This window comes from Pirellulales bacterium (assembly GCA_035656635.1).
Taxonomy (GTDB): Bacteria; Planctomycetota; Planctomycetia; order Pirellulales; family JADZDJ01; genus DATJYL01.
The window spans coordinates 25,341-51,742 of record DASRSD010000107.1 but is presented as its reverse complement, the minus strand read 5'-3'; the positions used below and the strand labels follow the sequence as shown (position 1 = coordinate 51,742).

The following is a 26,402-nucleotide window of genomic DNA, read 5'->3' as shown; positions in this document are numbered from 1 at the left end:
CTCACTTTTCTTCCACCAATCGTCGTAATGTCGCCTGGGCCTGCCACCGTTCTGAAAATGGCGAACGTCTCCAAGCGTTTCGGCGCCACGCAAGCTTTGCGAAGTGTGAATTTGGAAGCGCGCTCCGGCGAAGTGCTGGCCCTGATCGGTGAAAATGGGGCCGGCAAAAGCACGCTGATGAAAGTTCTCAGCGGCGCGCACTTGCCCGATGAAGGAAGCATGACGCTGCTCGATCGGCCTTATGCTCCCCGAGGTCCGCATCAAGCCCGGCTAACCGGCGTGGCCATGATTTACCAGGAGCTGAACCTGGCGCCGCAGCTGAGCGTGGAAGACAACATTTTACTGGGCCAGGAGCGCCGCCGCCTCGGCTTGCTCGATCGCCGCCTGGGAAGGAAAATCGCCCGCGAGGCGCTGGCCCGGCTGGGGCATGCCCAACTCGATCCGCAAACTCCGGTCGATCGGCTTTCGGTCGGTATGCAACAGGTTGTGGAAATTGCGCGGGCGCTGGCTTCGCAAGCCAAAGTGATTATCTTCGACGAGCCGACCAGCTCCTTAACGCGGCAAGACGTGCAGCAATTGTTTAACACCATTCGCAGTTTGCGCGGCGCGGGCTTGGCAATTGTGTACATTAGCCATTTCCTGGAGGAAATTCGCCAAATTTGCGATCGCTTTGCCGTGCTGCGCGATGGGGCTTCCGTGGGCACGGGAGAAGTTGCCGGCACGACCGATGCTCAAATTGTCTCGCTGATGGTCGGACGCAGCGTCGCCGATTTATTCCCGCAAGTGCCGCACCAGCCGGGTGAACCGATTTTGTCTCTCGACGGCCTGAGCGGCCGCCGCATTCCGCGGAATGTTTCGTTGCAACTGCGCCGCGGCGAAATTTTGGGAATTGCCGGCCTGGTAGGCGCGGGCCGCACGGAATTGCTGCGCACGTTGTTCGCGCTGGATCCGGTTCGCTCGGGCAAAGTGCGTATCGGCGCATTCACGCCAGCAGCGACGCCCCGGGCGCGCATTCAGGCGGGGCTGGGCATGGTGAGCGAAGATCGCAAAGGGGAAGGATTGGCTCAAAGCCGCTCGGTGGCCGATAATCTCACTTACAGTCGGCTGTCTCCCTACAGCCGATGGGGTTGGCTTAACCTCCGCCGCCGCGATGCCGTGGTAAGCGATTGGATTACCCGCATGCAAATTAAAACTCGCGGGCCAGATCAAGCCATCGCCGAGCTTTCCGGCGGCACACAGCAAAAAGTGGCGATTGCCCGCGTGCTGCATCAGCAGGCCGACGTGCTGCTGTTGGACGAGCCCACCCGCGGCATTGACGTGGGCACAAAAGCCGAAATATATCGGCTGATCGGTGAAGCGGCGGCGGCGGGAAAGGCGGTGATTTTCGTCAGTTCGTATTTGCCGGAGCTGATGGCCACCTGCGACTCCATCGGCGTGATGTCGCGTGGCCGGCTGCGCGAAATTCGCCCTGTCAGCCAGTGGACCGAAGAAGCCGTGTTGACCTGCGCCATTGGAGAAGAGGAACCTGTAACCACATGAGCCAACCCACGCCCAAATTGAACGATTCCAGGGTCAGAATTGCGGCCGCTTCCCGGCGCCGCTGGTATCACGGGCTGTTGGCCTTGGTGCGGGCGCTGGCGGCGGTGGCCTGCGTCATCGCGCTGTTTGCCTTGGTCGACGTGGCCTTGCACGGCAAGGACGCCACGTTTTGGACGAAGCAAAATCTGCAAACCATTTCCGTGCAGAATGCGTTTGTGGCAATTTGCTCGCTGGGCATGTTGCTAATTATGATCGCCGGCGGCATCGATCTTTCTGCCGGCGTGGCGCTGGCTTTGTGCGCCACCGTGGTGGCTTGGGGCATGCGCGAAGACGTGGGGTTTTTAATCGCCCATGGCGAAAATGTGGCCTGGGCGGCGCGAAATTTGAAAACCGCCGACGATGCATTAAAAACGGCGCAGCGGAAAAACGATGCGGCCCAAGTAGCGGCCGCTCAAGCGCAACTCGACCATCGCCGCAGCCAAGTGGCGGAGTTGTTGCAAATTAAGGTCGATCAATTGCAGCAGCAGCTTTCCGGCGCCGACGAATCGCAACGAGCGGAATTGGACAAGCAACTTGCTGAAGCGAAAGCGGCTTTGGCAAGCATCAACGATGCAAACGCGCCGGTCGAAGCTGATCCCGCTTGGCTAAACGTGCTGCCTAACGCGGCCGGTTCTTCCTGGCTGGCGCTCTTGATGGGCCTAGGATGCGGAATGCTGTGCGGCCTGCTGAACGGCATTTTGGTTGTGGTCTTACGCGTGGTCCCATTCATCGCCACCTTAGGCACCATGACCATTTACTTAGGGCTGGCCAAGCTGGTAGCCGACGAAACCGCCGTGCGGCCCAGCACGGCCCAAGTTCCGCAGTGGCTGGGTGAACTTTCCGCGGTCCGGCCCGATCCTGCCTGGCTGCAAGTTTCCAAAGGGGTGTGGTTGGCGCTAATTTTGGCCGCGATCATGGCGTGCATTTTGCGCTACACGGTATTCGGGCGGTATGTGTTCGCGCTGGGTTCCAACGAATCGACTGCCCGGCTGTGCGGCATTAACGTGCCGCTGGTGAAAATTGCCGTGTATACCATTGCCGGGCTGCTGGTGGGCATTGCATCGATTTGCTTCTTCGTGCGTTTGAACTCGGGCAATCCGACGTCGGGAACAGGCTTGGAGCTGAAATTTATTGCAGCCGTGGTAATTGGCGGCGGCAGTTTGAACGGAGGCCGCGGTTCCGTGCTGGGAACGCTGGCTGGAACGGCCATCATGGGCGTAATCGCCAGCGGCTGCACGCTATTGGATTTGCGCAATCCGGTGCAAGACATTATTTTGGGCGTGATTATCGTGGCGGCGGTGACAATCGATCAACTCCGGCACCGCTCGGCTTAATATTCGTCCCTCACTCCATTTTGCCGATCGCCGTTTGCACCAACTCGGCAATGTTCGGCAATTGGCGGAGATCGGCAGCCAAGCTCGGATGCACGAAAATTCGCACCCGTTTCACGTAATCGTCGAACTGGCTCGTCGTCAGGGTTTGCACCACCGGCGACACTTCCGCCAGCGGACGGTAGCGCCGCTCCTTGGCGAAGTAGATTTCAACGTGAAACTCAATTTCGGGCTTCATCGGCGGGGCATCGAACAACACTTCATGCGGCGCAATTCGCCGGCCCAGGGCCGTGCTCGCCGCCGCCGCAAATTGCTCTGTGCATTGCGCCAGCCACGGATACGGCCGCCGCGCCAATTGGTCGTACAGGCGGCGTTCCTGGAAATAGCTATATTGCGCCAACCGCTTGTACAGCCGGCGGGCGGAGCCGAACAAGCTGTCTAATAATTCCCCTCCCGGGCCGCCGCTTCCCACGCGTTGCAGCTCTTCAATCAGGCGCACGTCGGTGAGACGAAATAGGGCATCTAAATCGAGCATGCCGTGCAACAGGAAAAAGGCCCGTTGGAACATGGCCGTGGCCGACCGCACCGCATGATGCCAGTACACTTCGCTGAACATAATGTAGCGGGCGAAAATGAGCATTTCGGCCGCGGTTTTGCCTTTATCGGTGAGCGCCAGCCCGTCACCGGCCTCGTTCAAGCATAAGCTGGCAATCAGCCGCTGCTGGTCGAAGTGCCGGCCATAAGGCACGCCGGCGTGTAGGCTGTCGCGCTGCAGATAATCCATTTTGTCAATGTCGATAGGGCCCGACAGCAGGCTCGTCAAAATGCGCGAGCGCTGATCGCGCGGCTTTTCCGACAGCAAGGCGACAATGTCGCGCGGGTTAATATTCCACTCGTCGCGCAGCACGTCGGCAATTTCCCCTTCGAGCAAAAAACTGTTGGCGAACATTTCGTGGTGCGGCACGCTGGGTAATCGCAAGTCTTCAATCAAGTGGCAAAACGGCCAATGCCCCAAATCGTGCAACAGCGCCGCCACCAGGAACAATTCGGCATCCATGGGAGAAATGGCGGCGGTAAAGCGCTCGTCGTACGACAACTGCTGCAAATACAACAGCGCCAACCGATACACGCCCAGCGAATGCTCGAAGCGTGTATGCCGCGCCGCCGGATATACTTGGCCGACCAATCCCACCTGGCTGACTTGCCCCAAGCGGCGAAATTCGGGCGTATCGATGAGGTGCCGCACGCGATCGGTCAGCGGCACATCCAATTCCGGCGGAATGCGCACCAGCGATCGCCGGGCAGAAAGGCCGGCCAGTTCAGGGATGTCACGGATGGATGGCACAATCGGGTAAGTGGTCAGTGGTTATAGCGCGGACAAACCCATGATTAACCGCAACAGCACGCACACGCCAAAGTACAAACAGTAATGAAAAAATCCGTTGCCCGCATCTAAATCCAAGCTTAAAACGGCGGTCGCTGTCCCAATGGCCAGCGGCGGGCAAACCAAAAACAAGATGTTCCAGCTTTCCAACGACTCGCCGCCGGGCACGAACCAATTTTTCAAGCCCCAAAGCAGCGCCCACAAAATCGCGTACACGCAGGCACAAATTGCGCCGCGAACGACCAGCTCCCGGCCCCCATAGGGCTCCAATTCCTGATCTCGCAGGAAGGTATAACCACCCCAGACCAAAGGAGGCGCCAACAACAGCGCCCCTAATGCTAATAGCAGCCCTGACGATTTAAACTCGCTGCCCCGCAATACAAAAGCCACGGCAATCGACAAAACGATCGCCACGACAATGCCGACGGCCGTCACCGGCTGCACCTGGGTTTCCACTCGAGCCAACGGCTTGAAATCTGCGAGCTTTTTTCGCTGGGATGTTCCCGGCTCTCCATCCTCTTCAGCTTCCGGCTCCGGGATTTTGACAATTTCTTCGACGGTCGGCACCGTAATCACCGATTGGCACTTGGGGCACTTGCCTTGCTGGCCGGCGTATTTTTCCTTCACCTGAAATCGCTTCAGGCAATTCGGGCAAACAACGACAATCGCCATAAAGCGGACGACCAATAAATAGCGCAGAAGTGTGGCAATCTTTAGTGTCGACTTCAGGTTTTAGCAAGTCAAGCAGGCGGGTGGTAGCGGGACAATTTGCCCATCGCCCGACCGTGCCAATGGGGGCAAAACCCTCGCTTTTGTTGTACGAACACACCGCTTGGGATACGATTGATAGGGTACATTTCGGCGGCGGCGTCTTTTCTGTAGATTGGCTTCGGCTAGCGCTTTTTAATTGCCGGTGCGTAAATGGCGCTCGACTTTTTTTGCCCCAACGGTCATCGCATTTCTTGTCCTGAAGATCGGGCTGGGCGAGATGCCAAGTGCCCGCGATGCGGTATTGCGCTGCGGGTGCCCAATGCCAGCGGCGCCACCGCCAAAGCGGTCGGGAATTCTACCGCGTCGACGCCAACCGCCGGCCCGGCAGCCGCCGCGATTGCCGCTGCCGGAGCCAACATGCCCCTAGCGGGTACGCCGGACGAGATCGCTTTCCTGTGTCCCAACGGACACCGCTTACACGGACCATCGCGCATGCAAGGCCAGGCCGGGCAATGCCCGCACTGCGGCGCACGATTTTTAGTGCCTGTGCTGTCCGAGATGGAGCAGGTGGAAGAAGTCGATTTAACCGACTTGCCCGACGACGACGATCCCCCGCTGCAAACCATGGAAGACGTGCCGCCGCCGGCGACCGGTCGCATCCATCCGCTGTGCAAGCTCTTACAGAAGCTCTGGGAAGAGCGCGAGCGGGGGGCCATCATCGAGTTACACCTCGAAGGAGGCACGATGCTCCTGGCCGATTGGTTCGATAGCAAAAACTCGCGACATTCGCACGGGCTGTTTGCCGCACAGGCCGCCGATGGCACTGTGACCATGACGATTGTCGCGTGGAACACGGTGCAGCGCGTGATTGTGCGCAACGTGGAGGGATTGCCCGAGGGAATGTTCGAATGACGCTGCCGCGCATAAAAGCGGCCGTCCCGAAGGACGGCCGAATTTTTTGCGCCGCAGCGCAGCTTCTGCGGTGAGTGATTAGCTGCCGTGGTTACTTGCCCGCCTTGGGCTCGCCGCCGGGGAGCTTGCCGGCTTTGATCAGATCGCCATAGGTGGGCGATTTATCGTCTTTGGGATCTGTGTGGATGTCGGCCACCTTCTTGAGTGCATCTTCAATTTTCCCTTTGTCGGTTTCACCGCGAAACTCCGGAGGGGCATCGGCCGGCTTCAGAATTTTAGCCAACTCTTTGCCGTAGGCATTGCGGTTGCTCTTTTTCTCGCCTTCGTGACACACTAAACAGCCCTTTCTCTCGCCGAGACCCTTGATTGCGTCATCCAATGCTTTTTGTTCGGGCGTGCCATCGGATTTCACGTACATGGTGTTAAAGGCCTTCATATACTGCGGGCGAGATTGCGCCGTGCCGACGTACAAGCCCAGCAGGGTGGAACCGGCCACGACAACCGCGAACAGCGTCATCACGAGCTTTTTCATGCTCAACTTCTCCTGGTGCAAAATGAAAAACCGAGGGAGGGAAATTTGCTACGACCGACAGCAACTACGAAAGCAGAGCCGCAATTGCTGCGGCCCACCGCGGCGGGAAACATTTCTCTGGCATGCGAAAATGCAATGTCGCCGGCGAATCTGCGTTCGATTCCAACGACCGGTCAATTATAAAGATATGCGACCGTCAGCTGTCAAGCAGATTCCAGCACAGATGGAGAACTTTGCGGCCTGGGCAGAACATAACGGCCCGCTATCAAGCTTGGCCTTAGGGCGAGTTCTCGTCGACCGCAGACTTAGCGGGGAGAACAGGTTCTGTCGGGGCGGCTCCTTTCGATTCGTCCCGCGGAACATTCGACGATGGAGCGATGCCCGGCGTGGAGGTATTGGGAATAATTGTGCCGGGGGCAGTGGGCGAATTCGATATTGGCGCTGCTTTCTCCGACGATTTTGCTGAATCAGCACCTTCAGGCCCATTGCCAATGGCCGTTGACGCGTGCAGCGGCGGAAAAGCTGCATGGCTGGCTTCATGCGACCAAAGCACATTCAACACCAGCGCCAAAACGACGAGCACCGCCACCGGCAACGCCCAAGGCAAATGCCGTTCCCACAGCCGGGGCGGCGTTTCCTCGGGAGACAACCACACCACGCTGCTGGTGACGGTCGCTGGAAAACCATGCCGCTGGGCGAACGCCGCCAATTCGGCCACAAGCTCCGCCGGGCTGGCAAATCGCTTCTCCGGCGCTTTGGCCAGCATGCGGTCGAGGATTCGCAATAAGTCGTCGGGCAACTCGGGCCGGAACTGCCGCGGATCGGGAGGCTCGTCTCCCTGGTGCTGCAGCAACTTTTGCAACACGGTTCCCTGAGGAAACGGCGGGCGACCGGTGAGCATGAAGTACAGCGTGCAGCCCAGCGAATAAATATCGCTGCGCACATCGGCATTGCGTGGGTCGCGGGCTTGCTCCGGCGAAATGTAATCGAACGTGCCGAGCGTTACGCCGCTGGCGGTTAGGTCGTCTCCTTCGGTCTCCACGTGATGCAGCCGGGCCAGGCCCATATCGACCAGCTTGGCTCGGCCGTCCGGGGTAATGAGCACGTTGGAAGGCTTGATGTCACGATGCACGACATCGCGGCTGCTGGCGTGCGCCAAGGCATCGGCAATTTGCAAGGTGTAGCTGACGGCTTCGGCCAGCGGCAGGGGGCCCTGCTCGTTCACTTGATCGCGAACATTGGCCCCTTCGATGAACTCGAACACAATGTAATGCCAGCCGCGATCTTCCCCCACGTAATGCACGCGGCTGATATTTTCGTGATCGAGCCGGGCCGCCGATTGGGCCTCGTTCTGAAACCGCCGCAGCATTTCTTCATCGCTCGATTGCTCCTGCGACAGCACCTTCACCGCCACGGTGCGGTTGAGCATGGTATCTAGCGCTTTGAACACCGCCCCCATGCCGCCGCCGACGTATTCCAACAGCTCGAAGTGCCCTAGGCTTTCCCCTTCCAGCAGCCGGCCCATGTCGCGCGGGTGCAGCCCGGCCAGCGGATAGTGCGCCAACACTGGCGATTTGGTAATGACCGTGGGCTGAGTTTCCAAATGCACCTGGCCTTCCAGTGGCGGCGCGGCGTCGACAGTCGAAGGCACTGACGAAGGTAGCGGCGAATCTGCCCGCGGGGGGAGCGCGGCCTTGGAGGAAGACGCAGCCGAGCTTTCCGTCGCCGGCTTCAAACGAGCGGAGGAAGAATCCGCTGGTGGAGGTGCCCCTGGTGCAGGCGGAATATAACGTCGAGTAGAACTGCGGTCGGCCATGCCCCATCACCATGAGCGATTCTGTGCTTGCAACCGCCCTCTTTATGTGTTTGCCTCGATCAGGCGGGAATCTATTTTCACTCGATGAACCGCTTTAGCACCACCGCTTTGTCGTCGTTCAGCTCCTGCCCGCGCTCGAAGCCGACGGGAATGCTGCGGTCGATCATGTAAAACGCGCGGTGCCGCTCGATTTCGCCGGTATCGGCCTTCAATTCCTGGCCCAGCTGGTAACCATCGGGATGGGCGGTATCGAAAACTTGCGGCCCGCTGGTATTGGCCGTGCCCGACCCGTTGGTGCCATACCACGGTGTCACTTCAAAATACCCGACCGTAATCCAAACCGCAAACACATTGCTGCGGGTAGTAAGCTTGTTGGTTAAGTGCCCGAGCCCCTGATACATGAAGTACGGATTTCTTGTGGCATCGATATACGCCGGCGGCGCTCCGGACGATATTTGCACATTCAGCGCCGGCTTGTTGGCCATGAGAGGAAGGACATTCTTTGTATTATCAATAGATGACGGGTCGCCCAATCCGGCCGTGCCTCCTTCGATATTGTTATCGGTGATGCTACGGCCATTAACATCCATACCGGTTCGGAACAAAGTGGCATTGGTGGGCTTGCTCAACGACAGTGCGGTGAGCGGCACCATGTTGTAACCGGCGGCGGAACGGAAGGGATTGAAAAAAATCGATGGATGAGCGCTGTCGAAGCTGTACGGAGAATTCGTCGTTAAGACGGGATAACCGCGGCGGCTGGCAACCAAATCGGTAAAGGTCGGACCTGGCGCTACGGCACCTGCCGCGTTGAGGTCGCCGCCTATGAGCGCATTCCAAACGTGGCTTTTGGGAACGGGCATGCCTGTCGTCGAATCTATACCGCCGGCAATCGTGTTGATGTTTACGCGGCCCGGATCGCGGTAATTGGAAATGGTGGAAAACGGCGGATGCAAGCCGGCGGTGCCGGCAGGTTCGCTGCCGCTGGGTAAGGAGCCAGACTCGCCCGGCGTGCCGCCATTCCAGGCAAACATGGCCGGATCGAGTACTGTGTCGGTGCCCACAAACGGCGAGGGGACGCGCAAGTATTCGAACATCAGCGATAGATTGGGCGACGTGACAGTATTCTTATCTGAGCTGAAAAAGTTCAACAGATGCCCATACGGAGCGTACCATTCTGCCCGGTCGCTGCTTTTGTATGGATTGGCGGATGTCGAAGCCAAGCTGAACTCGTGCAACAATCGGCCGGGATGGGTAGCGGGCACCATCATTAACTCGGCAATGTTGGCATACGGACGGTTATTCCAAGTGAGCCAGGGGAAAGGCTGCCGTGGATCGCCGACATGCGTTGTAAAGCTGTTCACTTCGCCCAAAGTCAGTGGTCCGAACGTTCCCGTAAGTGCTCCCTGACCGGCCGACTGCTGAAAATAACTGTTCACAAAGCCGAAGGTATGCAAACCTGCGCCAGGCGTATTATCAGCGTTGGGATTTGCGAGCGCCGCTGCGGAAGGCGCGGGGCTGGAACCGTCTTTGTAATATTTCAATTGATGCGGGAACACCATCGTGCTGGTGCTGTCGTTGGCTGCTGTTGGCGGCGGATTGTCAACTGCCTGATTTGCCGCCTCCTGCTGCAGCCAGATGTTGAAGTCGGAAGTATAAGCCGGGCTGGATCCAGTCAGTTTGCCACCACGTTGCCGAGCGGCGAAATTAACTGTGGGCGCCGTCGCATTAGGATCGTCGGGATCGGAGATGGCATTGCCGCCGGAATCAACTGGTTTCGCCTGGCCATTGAACACTGTCAAATCGATTGGCATCCAGTCGACAGTCAAATAGGGATTGTTGTAGGCGTTATAAGGCGCCAGCGGATTGGCCAGCCGTTGCAACAGCACGGTTTTGTAATTGGGATACGTTCCCGAAGGCAGCTTGTTGTTCGCTGACGGCGGCATATGTTTTGTCAGTCGGTCCTTAGTGGTATCGCTGTCCTCCGGCTGGTCGAGGAACCGTTGTCCGGTCGCGCTGGGGTCTGTTTCATTCAGCGGAGCATAGCAATCCGTGACGGCAGCCTCGTTGTCGAACTTCGGGCGCTGCACCTTAGGCTCCTGATAGTAGCTTGCGCCCGGCAAGGGCTCAGAAATGCTGATGCCGACGCCAAAAAGATTCAAAGAACTGGGATTAATGGTATCGAGCCGGGCGGCCTGCGATGTATTGCTGCTCCAGCCGCTGTCCCACGGTGTGCCTGTGGTGCCGGACAAATCTGCCGCGGCAATGATTGCTAGCGGCGGTTGGATAGAGTTGGAATCGGGGTAGTTGGAGACCGAGCTGGAATCGCTGCCGCTGAGTTTATGATCGGTAAACTGCACCCCACCATAACCGGGCTGCAGCACAATTTTCGCGCCGACTGGTTCATCGCCCGGAGCGGAATACATGCTGGTGGCATCGGTGCTGGCGTTTGTGCTCCAGCCGATGCGAGTGACTTCTCGCGGACCCACAACGGCGTACTGGCCTAAACCGAGAAAACAATTGTTGCCGCCGCCTTGCCTATAATAAATTTGATTGGCATTTACATCATATGTTCCGTTCGGTGGCGGATTTTTGGTAAACCATACGACCCGATCAATCTTGGGTGGTTTAACGCTAACGGTACCGGTACCACCCGCCGCTTTATCTTCGTGGTATACCAAGCTGGCTGGGGTATTGACGGTGTCGCCGGTATCGTACGAATAAAAGTCTGTATATTTGCTGCTTTGTGATTGCACGTCGTTGGGAGTGTCGCCGTCTGAGTCGGTTGTTTGGTTCGCATCGGGACCGGTGATCGCCAATCGCCACACCGGATATGCCGCGCTGCTGGAATCGGCCGGCGCCATTTTGCCTAAATCTAGCATCCACTGGCCGGTGCTATTGTCGTACAGATCTTTCGATTGCTGCGGCTGATTGGGACTTCCGCTCGGTTGCTGCAACTGATTGGGATTTCCAGTAGAGTACAGCTCGAAGAAGGCCGAACCTTGCGGAATGCGCACTTGATCCAACGTAGGGTCGGGATTTGTCGTGTCCTGTGTGGTAGTTCCCTTGTTGTTGTCAAATGTTGAATCTTTCACGCGACGGTCGTGAAATGCCATGGTTTCGGTCAACAGCAGCTCGGGCCGCTCGCAACCCCAGACCATGCGCCGCCATGTGTATGTCAATTGGTTGTCATCCGGACTCAAGGCGCCGGTACCATCGTCGATGATGCCGTCAACACACCACGTTCTTCCGCTCGTCGGATTAGTACTATCCTTGGTCTGCCCTGTGTTGCGGTCCGTTGCCGAAAATGGGAACATGTCATATTCGAACGGGGTCATAATGTTGTCGGGATCCATAAAATCGACCACATTGGTCGCCCATTGTGCGATCCGACGAATACCGAGTTCCTGCACATCCTGATCGGTGGGATTGAAGCGGGGATCGGAAAACCAATCGTTAGAATTCAGCGCATTGTCGTCAATCATCAATCGCGCCAGCACATACAGGTGCCGGGCGTAAAGTTGTCGGGCCAGTAGTTGATCTTTTTGATCGACCACGCCGTCGCCGTTCACGTCGATGCCGTTGACTAAATCGAGCGTCGGTGGGGCGGGCAGGTAGCCGGCTAGCGCAGGATCGAGCCAGGCCCAGGCATTCGCTTTGCCTTCGGTACTCACTTCCGATTGCGTGGGCTCGTCGACTACGCCGTTGTTGTCCCCGTCGCGGCCGTCCCCCAACGAACGATTCACGTTCATTCGCAGCCCGGCAATCAACTCCGGCGACAGCAACCGCCGAATATTGAAGTTGATTTGCGCCGTGGTCATCGACGGATTTTCTTTTTTCAACCGTGCCGTGAGCAATTCGATAATGTTGGTGGCAAATTTGCGACCGTACAGGGTGGATAGCGTAGTCCGCAAATAATCCGGCGCAATCACGCCGGGACTGGGCGGGTCCCAACTGTCGATGGTAATGGCGTGTTCGCGCACCAATGCAGCAGTGGGAGACGGACCAGAAGCCAGCGAAGCGGTGCCGGAAAGCTGCCACAGCCGTTGGGGCAAATCGACGCTGTCGATGTCGTTGGGCCGCAGCACGCGCTCCAACTCGTGCACCGTAAATGGCGCATCGAAATTGGAACCCTCGATCGATAAATTGATGTTGTAGGGGCAATTGGTGAACGCCTCGTTTGTCCAAGCGGGCTTCCAGTATATCGGCTGGCCGCGGAAATCGAGCGCTACGGCCATACGGCCCCACAAATCGCTGGGGCTGCCAAAGGCAGAAAACGGCGGCTGGCTTAAATCGTCGGTCCATTGGAAATGCTCGACCAGCGCCAGCGGATTTTTGCTGCCGGTTTGCCCGGCCTCCGCCGTGCCCACGGATTCAGAGCTTATCGATTCGTTGGAAACGCCGTAGCGGCCCGGATACGGTTGGCCGCTGACCGACCCGCCATGCAACAGGTTGCTGAGGTCCGCGGAATTGAAGCCGGCGGCGGATAAATCAATATCTGCCGGGCCATTTCCTTCGCCGCGCGGGAGTGTGACCGTGCCGGAACCGCCGGCGTATGGTCCGGTAATTTGCTGGGTGTGCGTGCCGGCGGTTTGCTCGCTGGTGCCGGCGGCGTTCAGGTTCAGCCGGCCATCCAAATCGACGCACAAAATAGCGTACAGCCGCTTGTATAGCCGGCCATCGAAAGTGGTAAGCACCGGGTCGCCCAGGTCCAACCACACGCTATCGGCCACGCCGTCGCCATCGTTATCGACATCCCAGGGGCCATTCACGGCGTCGAATGTGGGATTGCTGCCGGTGAAGTTAGGATGGTCGATGGAGTTGGGCCGTAGCATGTATTGTCGCAGCGGCGGCGGATTCGCTTGGTTCTTCCAATAGTTGATTAAATCGGGCCGGTGGAACGATGGCAGAATAGTTTGCGGCAAGCCATTAGTGTTTTGCACTATAAACGACAGGTACATGTGCTGGTAATCGGGCGCTTCGTAATCGGTGTTCGCGCCGCCGATGCCGCCGAATGGCGTTGACGAACTGTACGTGCCGCTGGCTTGGTAGAACACGGGATTGGGCAGCAAAGCAAATGGGCGGAGATTGCTGTCCGCGGCATCGAGCACGCCGGTCGTGGGATTAAGGCCACGCCCCGTGCCGGAAAACGCGCGGCCATTGATGACAAACGTGTCTTTGCTCGCCGGCGCGACATTTCCGTTATTGCCTTTGAACGCCAACACATGGAACACGGGATTGCTGGAATTGGATGCGTCGTAACGCACAATGCGGGAACTTAAGCCGCTGGCTTGCCCGCTGGTCATGGTGATGACGCAGCCGTCAAAATAGCCGTCGGTCAGTAGCGATTGATTTTGCAGGGCCGTCAATTGTTGCGCGGAGATATAAAAACTCGAGTCGGTGGGCAGCGGATTGGTCGCTGTGAACTCCACAATTTCGTCGGTCGACGGGTCCGACGGCTTGGTGCGCGTGGCGTTGCCATTGGCATCAACTGCGTTCACCGTGCCGGTAATTCCGTACGGCCCGTACATGTGCTCGAGCAAACTGTGCGGGTAGATGACGGAACGAGTGTTTGTCGAACCGCTCCGCAGTTGCCGCATGGCTTCGTCCAGCTGTTGCTGCGGGGCGTCTGCGGTGGTGGAAGCATCTTTGATGGCCAGGGCCTTGTTCGAGGACAGTTCCCGCGTGGTCACCAACACGTAGGTAACCGCCATCAATACAAACATGACGAGCAAAATGAGCACCACCAACAACAGCACGCCGCGGCGATGCATGGCCGCAGGCGGTAAGCGGTAAGCGGCCAGCGAAACGGCCGGGCTAACTTTCTGCCTGGAAGCGCAGGAAATAGAACTTCCCAGGGTTAAACGAGGATTGCGGTTTGCGTGCTGGCTGATCATGGGAAAAACCTTTGGCAACTTCTCGCAGCCCCTCAATCTGGCAAACGGAAACTCGGCCCTGGAACCGTAATTTGCCCGGTGCGCTGGCCGGGACTTCGTAATCCAAATTCGAACTTCATTGACTCCACGCGGATGCGCCCTCCAAGTGAATTACGCGCTGATATACTCCCACGGCTCCGTCCAAAATAATGGCATACGTGGTGAAATTCTGTGAGTTGCTGGGAATTGCCGAGGGCCAGCTCACCTGTGACGGCGAAACATATTGCAGCGATGCAGTCACATTGTTGGCCGCGGTTGGATCGGCTTCCCAGTCCGGCCCGGTCAAGGTTACTTGCCGAGTGTACGGGCTCCCCGCCGATGTCGGCGCAAGCGTATCTCCCGCCGCCACCACTCGATACCACTTGGCCTGAAGCCAGGGGTAATTCTTTGACTGGGTCAGGCCTGAGGAGCTATCGGTGTAAGTGAACGTATATGGCAAATACCGGCAAAGCATAATCCACTGATTCGGCTGGACCATGCCTAGCCGGCCCGTGGCGTTGCCCGTGGCATTGTTGTCGGTCAGCGTGAATTCGCCGCCGCCAATTTGCTGCGTGGAATCGAGCGTCGCGGATTGTCCCCAGTGAACCGCCACCATTTCTTCCTGACCTTGCTCGTTCGTCGCCGGTGCGGGGGCAGCAGTTACTATGCGGCGATTGAAAATCACAATCGACAGCAGCAACTCGTCCATGGCTTGCGGCGAGTGAATGTTGATGCTGCCAGATGGACTTGAACCGGGCAGCGTGGTATAGGGCAGATTTGGCGTCAGCACGGCCAGCCAGGTAAACAAGCCGCCGTAATCGCGCTTGAGCGGCAGAGAGTTCGTCGGAGGATCAGCATAGATCATCGCGCTGGTGCCCGGCTGGCTGTTGTCGTTGGTGCGATTGACCAGCACATCGTCAGCCGCGGTCAACATGCCTTCGGCCAACGGGCGGCTGGGCGAAATGGCGCCACTGGTATCTGCAGCCTCGGTGGAACTGACGCCGATCCGCGAGATGCGCGGACCGGGAAGATTGCCTCCATAGGCCTGATACATTGCGGGAAATGAGGCCAGTGTCGCTGCGTGTCCGGCGGCCAGCATTAGCGGATCGATGACCAGCGGCGGCAGCGAGGCAAAATCTGCGAACCCTGTTTGCTGGATATTATTCAGCGGCAAATAGCTGCCCCAGTTTGCGCCGGTAAAACGCACCCAATTTTGCGGGTTGGCCATGCCGCGAATTTGGAATTCGCGGTAAGCGTTTTGTCCCAGCGTGGCTTTGCGTTCTTCAATGTTCGCCCGATTCGCCTGGACGCCGCCCACGGGAATCAAGGAAGCAATGCTTAACAATCCCACCGCCATAATGCCGATGGAAATGAGCACTTCCATCAGGCTGATGCCGCGGCAGGGCCGCGAAGGCAGAATGCAAAAGGCAGAAGGCAGAAAACGCAATCGGCCAGCGGACCGTGTTGCAGTCGGCAAACTGCACACGTCGGGCATACTATTTTGCACATTCTGCTTTCTGCCTTTTGCCTTTTGCATTTCATCTGCCTCCCATGGATTGGGCCGACGTGGCAAAGGCTCGCGACCCCTGCACGCTGGAGGCTGACGATGCCACTTCCGCAGTGGTGACCAAGCCCGTTTGTGGGTTAATTGCCACCCACAGATTTTCCATGTCGGTCAAGTTGTCGTTCGACGTGTCGGTCTGTAGCGAAGCTAACTTGTCGCGCTTGCCGACCAGAAAATACAGCGGCCCGGTAATACTGTGCTTGGTGCCGTTGTAGTACAAACTTTCTAATTCGCCGGTTTGATCGAACGTAACAATCACCGGCAGTGAGGCGTTGCTCGACAAGCTGTTGCCGAACGAATCGCTGACGCCTGAGATGGCCATGCCTGACATACCTGAGTAGTACAAATCGATGACATCGCCGGCGGGCAATTGCACCGGCGTGTGCGAGGCCTTCACGGGCTGGCGGTACACCTGATATGGCGTTTCCCAACTCCCAGAAACTGAGGGAGGAACATGGATCGTCATATCGGCGGCGTTGGTGGAAGTGAGCGTAAAGGCCGTGGTATTCAACTCCTTCAACACGACGTTTCCGGGCGGATCTTGCTGCGTGGGACCACCCAGCTGGTAATACGGTCCGCTGTAGTTGAAGCGGATTAAATCGCCGGGCTTCAATAAGCCATACCAGCCGATATCGCTGCTGGCGGAGCTTTGGAATTTTACAGAGGCGTTGGTTGGGCCGAGGGCCGTAATCGTGGCCTTCGATGTTTCTGAATCGCCGGCATAAGGCAGCGGCACTTCGCACAGAAACATATCCATGCAGGCCGTCGGCTCGTTCAACATGCGCTCCAGCCACACGCCGGCCGAGCGGCCATTGGCCAACGCTTCGCTTTGCGCGGAGGCAAATTGCGTGCTTGCCATCCGGCCCGATTCCCGAATGCGCCGGCTATCGAGCGATGGCTTCACGAGCGGCACGGTGGCGACTGATACCGTGACGATAATCGCTACCACGATTAAAAGCTCGGTCAGGGTAAAACCACGAGCAGCGGACTGCGGTGGGTGATTTGCGATCGGAGAACACGCCGGCCCAAAGCGGTCCAGCGACTGCTGATTGCCTGCGACAGACCACTGTTTTCGAGCCTGATTCATGTTTCGCAAACAGCGTTTTACTGGTTTTCCGTTAAATCGTGGTTGGAAATGTTGTCGACCGAATTGTCGACGCCGTCGCCGGTGTTCACGCCAACCGGGGTGAAGTCGCTGGGCAAGTCGGTCGGCGCGCCCAACAATCCACCGCTCACCAAAGCGAACGGATTATTCGGCGGTGACGTCGTGGAATATTGAAACGGCGGGCTGGCGCCCGTCAGAAAAATGTCGCCAATTTTGTCGGGCCCGTTGGAAAATATCAGCGGGAACAGCGGCGGATAAATCTGCCCGGCGGTGGTTGCATTGGGGTTGTTAAACAAATCTCCCGCTCCCGGTTTATAAACTTGCATGGGATCGATGGGATCGCTCACCGTGGGATAGGTTTTGTTGGTGTTGGAATGGCCTAGCGCGTCGGTGGAATTGACATTCCACGGCTGCAGCGGCGATTGAAAACCGGGCGCCCAGCGAAGCAGGAAAATAGGCTCGCCCCAAGCGTCCACAAAGTAGTTCATGCCGTCGGTGTCAGTGGCAATATCTTCCGGCGAAAACTGCTGCATGACGTCCGGATCGTCGGTGCCTTTGGCCACAAACAGATACAAGCACTTGGCGCTTTCGTAGGTTCGCGAGGGCGCAGTGGGCATCGTCGCCAAATACGCAACACTGGCCGAGGACCGAGCCATGGTGGTGACATTACCGCTACTGTCTTTCATTTTCGTGACCGGAGCATCAGTAATGTCGGTAAACCGATCGGGCAATTCCATGCGCATCAGTTCGCGAATGACATCCAGCCGGGCTTGAGCCCAGCCGACAATCGACGGCGTGTAATTCCGAAAGGCCGCTACTTGCTGCACGTCCACCGGCACGCGCCGAGTGCGATATGATTCGTATTTCGCCATGACCAAGACATCCAGCTTGGCGATGAGGGCGCGGGTTTTGGCCCCTTTGGCGGCTTCCGAAGCACTGGCCAGCGCAAACAGCGCCATCGACGCTAAGATGGCCATAATCGTAATGGCCACCAGTAGCTCTACGAGGGTGAAAGCGGGGCGCGGGGCGCAGGAAGTAGGGCACAGGGAGTAGGGCGCAGGGGGCAGTGCTGAAAAAACCCGACGGCGTCGGAGTTTTCGGCATAACAGTTTGTGATTTGTTGCCTGCATGGTTCACTCTCTGCTGCTGCATCCTAATCTCTGCATGCTGCGCCCTCGCTAGGGCTTCGCTTGTCCCAGCGTTTTTTCGGTGAAGTTCGTCATGTTGTCGTCATCGGCGTTAAACGTGGTGTCGTAACCTTGGCCATCCGGGTACGACTTGTAGTAAATCAAATATGCGCCAGGGCCGGTGGCAGAAGAACTGATGGTGTAATTAACGGCGGCCGGCGTGGCGGGCACCCCCGGCGCGGAGCCGGCCGAATTGGCGACATTCACCGTGCCGAAATCGTTATCCGCACCCGCGGAAATAATTTGGAATGAATTGGGATTCACGCACAGTTTTTGAAAGTCGGTGAACGATTTATTGGAATCGTTGATTCCCGACAGAATGTTGAAAGACGCATCGGTAGTAACTTCCGGCGTGAAACTGGTCGCGGGAACGCCAACATCTAACTTGCCGTTGGCGTTCAAGTCCCAAGGCGCCGTTTGCGATAAATACGGCACCGGCGGATTATTCAGCGGCGGCGCAGGCGCCGGAGGAGAAGGAGGTGGATAGTTAGATGGCTGAAATAACGCATGAAATAAATAGCAACGGGCTTCAAAGTACACATAGGCTTGTTGGTTGCCATCGCGCGGAAAGTACACGCCAGGATTGTAAACTGGGCATAGGGAATTATTGACCAGGGCAATGTTCGCCGCTGGCGGCCCGGTCAGCGTCAGCACGTTCCAGACTGGCGCGGTGGCTGAAACGCGCGACAGCCGAGCCGTATCGAAATCGAAAAACGCTTGCCGATCGGTCGTCGGCGCCGACAGTGGATGAACCGGGTCTTTGGTTATGCTCGTCAGCCAAAACACGAACGATTGTGGGGCAGTCATCGGATGATCGGCTGCGCTAACAACATGACTGGTGTTTAAACCGGGGTCCCACAAATTAAGCGCTCCCGTATTATCCAAAAACGGATACAACACCGGGCTGGGCGAAACCGTATTAGCATTTTGCCAGGGAATGTAAGCGGCCTCGACGCTCGGATTACAGCGCGGAAACGCCTTGGCCAAAAAGCGCTTCATCAGGGCTAGGGCGTTTTGATCACGGTGGTCCAAATACGACGGCGGATAATCGCCGAACTTTTGCTTGAACTGCTCGATGGCGCTGGCCATGTTGCTGATTTCCGTCTGTGTGCGAGCGCGCTTGGCCGCCTGCAACGCCTGATACGCGGCCACCGAAATCAACGAGGCCAAGATGCCGATGATGGAAATCACAATCAGCATTTCGGTCAGCGTAAAACCGCTGCCTTTCGCACGCTGCCTAGCGAGTTTGTGGCACGTTGACATAAGTGCCGTCCTTTCGAGTTCTTCGTTCCAGAGTTGATCTGGCATTTGAAAATCGACTGTTGCGCCCTGAGTTTGCATTCTTTTTTCCGGCGTGTCCGCCGGGGCTAAATCTCTTTGTCCCGGCGTGGCCGCCGGGGCTAAATGTTCGATCCTCCAACCTCACTACTTTTAGTGTTTTTTGCCGCCGCCGCTCGACAAATCGGTAATCAATTTGACCAACGGCAGGAACAACGACACCACAATGAAACCGACCATACATCCTAGGAACACAATCAAGAGGGGTTCCAACAAACTAACCAAGCTTTCGGTGAGGACCGCCACTTCTTCGTCGTAGGTGTCGGCCACCTTGTATAGCATGGTGTCCAATTCGCCCGTTTCTTCGCCCACGTCGACCATGTTCACGACCAAGTCATCGACCACGCGCTGCTTCACCTTCGTGAGGTACAGCAGCACGCCGATGGGCCCGCCCACAAACGCGAACCAAAATAACACGGTGATGAAATTAAACGGCGGCGTGGAATGCTCGCGCAACGGCTTGGCGATGCTTTCTCCCTCGCGGATCGATTCGATGACTTTCCCGTACAGCCGCTCGAACATGGCATTGCCGGCGGTTTCGCGGGTAATGTTCATGGCTTCCAAAATCGGCACGCCGCTGGCCACCAGGGTTCCCAAGGTGCGCGTGGTGCGGGCCATAATGTTCTTTTCCACCAGTTGCCCGAATACCGGCGCTTTGAGCGTGAACAAATCCCAGCCGACGCGTCCGTAGCTGAATTTCCGGATCAGCTTGACCGTCAGCCAAACGCTGACTGGAATGAGCGGAATCAAATACCAAAAGTGAACCGTGGCGTAAGAAATTTTGATCAGCAGAATGGTCGGCGTGGGCAGCGTCGTTTTGAAATCTTCAAAGATTTTTTGAAACGCCGGCACGATTTTGATCATGATGAATACCAAAATCAGCACCGCCACGGTCACGACCACAATCGGGTAGACCATGGCGCCTTTGACTTTTCGCTTCAGCGATTGCGACCGTTCCTGAAATTCCGCCAAGCGGCGCAAAATGACTTCGAGCGCACCGCCGGCCTCGCCGGCTTTGATCATATTCACGTACAAGCGATCAAAGGCCTTGGGGCTTTTGCCCATGGCCTCGCTGAGCGTGGCGCCAGCTTCAATTTCGTCGCAGACATCCATCAAGCTGTTTTTCATGCGTCCCGATTTTTGTTGGCCCTCCAGAATGCGGAGGCTTCTCAAAATCGGTAAACCGGCGTCCTGCAAGATGGAAAGTTGACGGGTAAAGGTGGATAGCAGCTTGCTGCTTACCCCGCCAATGGCGAAGCCGCGTTTCTTTTTCCCCTCCCTTTTTTCAGCCTTCTGCTTCCGTTCCTTCTTCACCGCAATTCGGGTGACGAAATAGCCCATTTGCCGAATCGTGGCCTGAGCCTCGGCCTCGGTTGGGGCTTCAATCATGTCCTTAATTTCTTGCCCGCTCGAATCCATCGCCTCAAATTGAAAAGTGGGCATAAGGCACCGGGAAGAAAGAGTTGCAGTCGTTGGAGTTCAGGTGTATGGGCTCGAAAAGTTACGCTTCTACAATGGTTTCACGGATGACTTCCTCGGCAGTGGTCGTGCCTTCATAAATGGCTTGAACGCCCGCGTCGCGCAAGGTGACCATGCCGTTACCCCGGGCGGCGTTCCGCAATTCGTCGGTGGAGGCGTTGCGCATGATCATGTCGCGCATGTCGTCGTTCAAGTTCATCATTTCGAACAGCCCCACTCGGCCGCGATAACCGCTGCGATTGCAAGCATCGCAACCTTTGCCGCGATGGAATTTTTTGCCGACTACATCGGCGGGCTTCAGGCCCAGTTCGGCCAATACATCGGGAGTGGGAGCCACTTCCTCTTTGCACTGGGCGCAAATTCGCCGCACGAGACGCTGCGCCAACACCGCTTCCAATGTGGCGGTAATCAAAAACGGCGGCACCCCCATGTCGCGCAGCCGAGTAATCGTGCTGGGAGCATCGTTCGTGTGCAGCGTGCTGAACACCATGTGGCCGGTCAGCGATGCTTGCACGGCAATTTCGGCCGTCTCCACATCGCGAATTTCACCGACCAAAATGGTGTCGGGGTCTTGCCGCAAAATCGCTCGCAGGCAGTTGGCAAAGGTGTTTCCAATGGAGGCATCAATGGGCACTTGCACCAGGCCGTCGATGTCGTATTCCACAGGATCTTCGGTCGTAATGAGTTTATCTTCGACCGTATTCAGCTCGCTCAGAGCCGCATACAAGGTGGTGGTTTTTCCCGAACCGGTAGGACCCGTCACCAGCACAATGCCGTTGGGCTTATTAATGGCGGCTCGGAATTCACTCACGGTTTTGCTGTCCATGCCGACTTTATTCAAGTTCAATTGAACCACCGAGCGATCGAGCACCCGCAGCACCACGCTTTCGCCGAACATGGTGGGCAACACGCTGACGCGCATATCGACCGGATGCCCGCCTACCTGCAACTCGATGCGGCCATCTTGCGGCAGGCGGCGTTCGGCAATGTCGAGATCGGCCATGACTTTCAGCCGCGTGGTAATGGCAAATGCCAAGTGCCGTGGTGGAGGAACCATTTCGTATAGCACACCGTCGGCTTTGATGCGAATGCGGAATTCATCTTCAAAGGGTTCGAAGTGCAAGTCGCTGGCATGGTCACGAATGGCCATTAGCAGCACCATGTTTAGCAGCTTGCGAACCGGCGCGCTGTCGGCCATGGCTTCCACGCTCGTCAAATCCAACGGCCCATCGGCCGCGCCATCGGCGGCTTTCCTTAAATCTTCATCGTCTTCCAGGTCTGCCACCAGGCTTTCGACGCTCTCGCTGCCGGAGGCGTAAAATTTTTCAAGCGTCTTGAGCACGTCACGCTCGGTCGCCACACGCGCTTTAATATCGAAGCCCAGGAGCGTACGCAGCTCGTCCCGAATGGTGAGCTTTTGCGGATCGCACATGGCGATGGTGAGCGTATCGTCTTCAAACTCGATGGGCACAATGCGGTAGAGTTGCGCCATCGGCTCGGTGACTTTTGCCAGCACATCAGGCTCAATATTTAGCTCGCCGAGGTTGACCACGCGCATGCCCATTTGCTCACCCAGCGCTTGGGCCAACTGCTCCTCGGTAATATAACCAAGCGATTCGGCAACTTTGCCCAATAACTCCCCCGGCCGCCGCTTTTGTTCTTCCAGCAGCGTTTCCAATTGATCGTCGGTTATCATGCCGAGATCGACAAAAATTTGACCGATGCGGCGAATGGCCATGAGAGATTATTCTGGGGTGAAAGTTCCAAGGTTGGGGAATGAAGTGTTCAATTCGTTTTTTTGACCGCGTGGACTTCTCCGGTGTGTGCGATTCTACAGACGATACTCACCTTTCTGATATCCGATTGCTATGTCCGGCCTTCTACATCTTGCTCGTCATCGAACAATCCTCGCTTGGCATTGGCGATGCGTTTGACTAACTCGTCCAGGTTATGGGCTTTGGCCATGATTTCTTCCTCGACGACTTTCCCCTCATGCCACAGTTTGAATAAGTGATCGTCCAGCAACTGCATCCCCAACTTGGCGCCGGTTTGAATGGCCGAATTGATGCGAAATGTTTTGTTTTCGCGAATCAGGTTGCCAATGGCGGCATCGACGACCAACATTTCGTATGCGGCAATTCGTCCCCCGCCAATTTTGGGCAACAGCGCTTGCGACAATACGCCAATGATGGCGGTCGACAATTGCACGCGAATTTGTTCCTGCTGATTGGTCGGAAACACGTCGATAATGCGGTTCACAGTTCCCTGAGCGCCCGTGGTGTGTAGCGTGCCAAACACCAAGTGCCCGGTTTCGGCCGCGGTAATGGCGGCTTCGATGGTCGCCAAATCGCGCATTTCGCCGACCAAAATAACGTCCGGATCTTGCCGCAGGGCGCGACGAATCGCCTCCGAAAAACTTGGCACATCCACACCCACTTCACGCTGGTTGACCGTCGACTTTTTGTGATAGTGATAGAACTCGATCGGGTCTTCGATGGTGATAATGTGGTGATCGATATTGTCGTTGATGTAATCCACCATGCTGGCCAGCGTGGTGCTTTTGCCCGAACCCGTCGGTCCCGTTACTAGAAATAAACCACGCGGCCGATGGCACAGCGACTTAATGACCGGCGGCGTGCCCAATTGTTCAAAGTTCAGGAGCTTATTGGGAATTTGCCGTAGCACCATGCCGACATTGCCGCGCTGCTTGAAAATGGAGCAACGGAAGCGGCAGTAGTCGCCAAAGGCCATGCCGAAATCGGACCCGCCTACTTCCGCCAGTTCTTGTTGGCAGCGGTCGGGCGCAATGCTTTTCATCAAGGCCACCGTATCGTCCGGCTCCAGCACCTTGGTTTCCAGCTTCCTCATCCGGCCGTGCAACCTGAGCACAGGGGGCTGCCCCACCGCGATGTGCAAATCGCTGGCGCCTTGCTTGACGACGGCATGTAATAGTTTGTCAATTAACAGTGTGCCCATGGCAGCTCCAAGGGATTCATGGTCGAGAAAAGTGATTGCGCCAGATTGGGAACATGACGACTGGCGCGGCTCCGGGCCCAAAAGACCGCGTCATAACAGCGCCAAAGGCTAAGCTTCGCAGCACTCTAAAGGCGATAACTTTGCGGCACCGAAAGACAGCTCTTCTAGGTCCGTCCGCTTTTCCGACCTAACCGTCCGCCAAGCCCCCACCTGTGGACTGGCTTCCCCCATTGGCTCGCAGGCCCACTGCGCATGATAAGGTTCGGGGAAAGCACCGTCCGGTCAGACTGCCAGCAAGATTATTCGCCTGGTTGCTGTCGAACTCAAATTTCGCAACTTGCTGCATAGCACGGGAATGGCTGCGGCAAATGGCGATTATGATTCAACAAGCCAGCTCAATGATCACCTGTTCCGAAACACAATTCCTGATGGTCGTGGATGTGTAGTTAATAAATGTTTATTGATGAACACCCGCCGAAAACCGTTTCTATCGTTGAACTTACGGGCCTTTGGCAGCTGATTTACTACCGCGATTGCAAGATTCGGATGCGTCGAGAAAAGATCGAAAATACCCAGTTCACAACTTTACGAACCACTGTGCTAGATCTCATGTTGCTTGGCAGTTCGGGTCAATTCTTCCAGGGTCGTAATCCCTTTCATCACCTTGTTTAGCCCATCGTTGTAAAGGGTTGTCATCCCTAGGCTAATCGCGGTCTTACGAATCACCTGGGTAGCAGCCCCTTCAAACGCCAGTTCGCGGATTTTTGAAGACATCAACATCAATTCGTAAATCCCTAATCGCCCTCGATAGCCGCTTTGCTGACAGTTATTGCAACCCTTTCCCTTCATAAATGTTGCCGTAGCAGCCATTTCCGGCGTGACTCCAGACTGCTTTAACACCGATTCAGATGGTTTGAATGGTTGTTTGCACTTTGGACAAATGACCCGCACCAAGCGTTGCGCTAACACGGCAATGATACTGCTGGAAACAAGATAAGCCGGAACGCCCATGTCGATCATACGTGTAATAGCACCGGGCGCATCGTTCGTATGCAGTGTACTGAAAACCAAGTGTCCCGTCAAAGATGCCTGAATTCCCATCTGTGCTGTCTCAGCATCGCGCATTTCGCCAACCAAAATGATATTAGGGGCCTGACGCAGCATCGCCCGAATGATCTTGGCGAAATCCAATCCAATGTTGTGCCGCACCTCGACCTGGTTAATTCCCGGCAGGTAATACTCCACCGGGTCCTCGGCAGTGATAATTTTGGTGTCGGGCCGATTCAGCTCGTTCAAGGCGGCATACAGAGTAGTGGTCTTTCCCGAACCAGTTGGTCCGGTAACCAAAATAATGCCGTTAGGGCGTTTAATGAGTCCTTTGAACTGCCGAAAATCTTCTTCCGACAAGCCCAACTGCCGCACGCCAACCCGGATGTTATCCTTGTCCAAAATCCGCATCACCACGGACTGGCCATGGTTCGTCGGTAGCACACTAACGCGCAAATCGACTTCCTTTTGGCCGGCAGTAATTTTGATGCGTCCGTCTTGGGGCCGCCGCCGCTCGGCAATATCCAATTTTGAGAGAATTTTCAACCGAGAAAGCAAAGCGGCTGCTAATCTTTTAGGGGGGCTGTCCCGTTCGACCAAAACGCCGTCAATTCGGTAGCGAATTCGCAGCCGATCTTCAAACGGCTCAATGTGAATGTCCGAGGCCCGTAACTGCACTGCTTCGCTGATAACCAATTGCACGAGCCGCACGATCGGGGCACTGGCCTCGTCAACAACTTCTTCGGCCCCGGCAGCGCCCGATTCTTGGGCAGTTTCGGTGAAATCGATGGCCGTATCGGTGAATTCCTGCAGCATCGAGTCGGCGCTTTCACCGTCGATTTGGCCATAATGCTTGTTAATAGCTTCCAAAATCATATCGCGGGGCGCGAGGGCAATTTCGATGTTGCGGTTCAGAATGAATCGCAGTTTTTCCCGCGTATCGTAATCCAAGGGATCACTCATGATGACTTTGAGCGTCCCGTCATCCTCGGCCAGCGGCAACACAGCATTTTCGCGGGCGACCGATTCGGGCACCAATTCGACAACCGATGGCGGGATTACCACCTCGTTTAAATTGACGAAATCTAAGCCATGCTCCTGGGCCATGGCGCGCATCACGTCGTCGCCGCTGGCATAACCCAGGCGAATCAGCTCTTCCCCCACGCTTTTGCGCGATTCCTTGGCGAGCTTTTTGGCTTCAGCCAATTGTTCCTGGCTGATGACCCGCTTGCGAATCAGGATTTCAGCAAAATTTGGCATGCTTACGATCAGTTTCTGGGGATAATCTTTCCGTTACCGCACTTAATAGACCGAACCGAACCTGTCCGGAAAAACCGTGAGGAACTTGACTTGGCTGTGCGATTGCGGGCGCATTGCCCTGCGCTGATTGAGCCATTTAAGCTGCAAACGCCTTAGCCTAGTTAAACCGATGCGCCGTGAACAGCAGGCAGCGTTCCGGGTTCTCCCTGCAGGCGCTGAAAAGCTGGCCCATTCGCCAATCGTCAAATCCTCCCACAGGGCGAAAAGGCT

The 26,402-nt window shown here is 56.7% G+C and carries 16 protein-coding genes; 3 read left to right on the top strand and 13 right to left on the bottom strand.

Going from position 1 to position 26,402, the window contains the following annotated elements; genetic code table 11:
- Window positions 1-57: 57 nt before the first annotated feature.
- Both VFE46_10035 and VFE46_10030 read left to right on the top strand, forming a co-directional pair.
- Window positions 58-1,539 carry a sugar ABC transporter ATP-binding protein gene (locus tag VFE46_10035; GenBank protein ID HZZ28327.1) on the top strand — a complete coding sequence of 494 codons (1,482 nt, stop codon included), beginning with the start codon at window positions 58-60 and terminating at the stop codon, window positions 1,537-1,539.
- Window positions 1,536-2,912, top strand: coding sequence for an ABC transporter permease (locus VFE46_10030; protein ID HZZ28326.1), 1,377 nt, complete (start codon window positions 1,536-1,538; stop codon window positions 2,910-2,912). The genes VFE46_10035 and VFE46_10030 overlap by 4 nt, the downstream gene beginning before the upstream one ends.
- 10 nt (window positions 2,913-2,922) lie before the next feature.
- Here VFE46_10030 and VFE46_10025 read toward each other — a convergent pair whose 3' ends face one another.
- Both VFE46_10025 and VFE46_10020 read right to left on the bottom strand, forming a co-directional pair.
- The gene (locus VFE46_10025; GenBank protein HZZ28325.1) at window positions 2,923-4,254 is read right to left on the bottom strand and encodes an HD domain-containing protein; all 1,332 of its coding nucleotides are present in this window, start codon (window positions 4,252-4,254) and stop codon (window positions 2,923-2,925) included.
- A 21-nt stretch (window positions 4,255-4,275) separates the two neighbouring features.
- Window positions 4,276-4,965, bottom strand: coding sequence for a hypothetical protein (locus VFE46_10020; GenBank protein HZZ28324.1), 690 nt, complete (start codon window positions 4,963-4,965; stop codon window positions 4,276-4,278).
- Window positions 4,966-5,214: 249 nt separating this feature from the next.
- Here VFE46_10020 and VFE46_10015 point away from each other — a divergent pair, with 249 nt between their 5' ends.
- The gene (locus VFE46_10015) at window positions 5,215-5,916 is read left to right on the top strand and encodes a hypothetical protein (GenBank protein HZZ28323.1); all 702 of its coding nucleotides are present in this window, start codon (window positions 5,215-5,217) and stop codon (window positions 5,914-5,916) included.
- A gap of 91 nt (window positions 5,917-6,007) precedes the next feature.
- Here the strand turns inward: VFE46_10015 and VFE46_10010 are convergent, their stop codons facing one another.
- The 11 genes from VFE46_10010 to VFE46_09960 form a co-directional block, all read right to left on the bottom strand.
- Window positions 6,008-6,454, bottom strand: a complete 447-nt coding sequence (locus VFE46_10010; protein ID HZZ28322.1) for a hypothetical protein — start codon at window positions 6,452-6,454, stop codon at window positions 6,008-6,010.
- A 271-nt stretch (window positions 6,455-6,725) separates the two neighbouring features.
- Window positions 6,726-8,264, bottom strand: coding sequence for a serine/threonine-protein kinase (locus VFE46_10005; GenBank protein ID HZZ28321.1), 1,539 nt, complete (start codon window positions 8,262-8,264; stop codon window positions 6,726-6,728).
- A 77-nt stretch (window positions 8,265-8,341) separates the two neighbouring features.
- Window positions 8,342-14,158, bottom strand: a complete 5,817-nt coding sequence (locus VFE46_10000) for a hypothetical protein (protein HZZ28320.1) — start codon at window positions 14,156-14,158, stop codon at window positions 8,342-8,344.
- Between the two features lie 115 nt (window positions 14,159-14,273).
- Window positions 14,274-15,713 carry a hypothetical protein gene (locus VFE46_09995; protein HZZ28319.1) on the bottom strand — a complete coding sequence of 480 codons (1,440 nt, stop codon included), beginning with the start codon at window positions 15,711-15,713 and terminating at the stop codon, window positions 14,274-14,276.
- Window position 15,714: 1 nt separating this feature from the next.
- A complete protein-coding gene (locus VFE46_09990) occupies window positions 15,715-16,827 on the bottom strand; it encodes a prepilin-type N-terminal cleavage/methylation domain-containing protein (protein HZZ28318.1) in 1,113 nt (370 codons plus the stop codon).
- A 17-nt stretch (window positions 16,828-16,844) separates the two neighbouring features.
- Complete coding sequence (locus VFE46_09985) at window positions 16,845-17,975, bottom strand: type II secretion system protein (protein ID HZZ28317.1); 1,131 nt, start codon at window positions 17,973-17,975, stop codon at window positions 16,845-16,847.
- 48 nt (window positions 17,976-18,023) lie between these two features.
- Window positions 18,024-19,295, bottom strand: a complete 1,272-nt coding sequence (locus VFE46_09980; GenBank protein ID HZZ28316.1) for a type II secretion system protein — start codon at window positions 19,293-19,295, stop codon at window positions 18,024-18,026.
- Window positions 19,296-19,463: 168 nt separating this feature from the next.
- Window positions 19,464-20,813, bottom strand: coding sequence for a type II secretion system F family protein (locus VFE46_09975; protein ID HZZ28315.1), 1,350 nt, complete (start codon window positions 20,811-20,813; stop codon window positions 19,464-19,466).
- Between the two features lie 58 nt (window positions 20,814-20,871).
- A complete protein-coding gene (locus VFE46_09970) occupies window positions 20,872-22,587 on the bottom strand; it encodes an ATPase, T2SS/T4P/T4SS family (protein HZZ28314.1) in 1,716 nt (571 codons plus the stop codon).
- Window positions 22,588-22,715: 128 nt separating this feature from the next.
- The gene (locus VFE46_09965) at window positions 22,716-23,825 is read right to left on the bottom strand and encodes a type IV pilus twitching motility protein PilT (GenBank protein HZZ28313.1); all 1,110 of its coding nucleotides are present in this window, start codon (window positions 23,823-23,825) and stop codon (window positions 22,716-22,718) included.
- A 600-nt stretch (window positions 23,826-24,425) separates the two neighbouring features.
- Window positions 24,426-26,132, bottom strand: coding sequence for an ATPase, T2SS/T4P/T4SS family (locus tag VFE46_09960; GenBank protein HZZ28312.1), 1,707 nt, complete (start codon window positions 26,130-26,132; stop codon window positions 24,426-24,428).
- Window positions 26,133-26,402 lie beyond the last annotated feature (270 nt).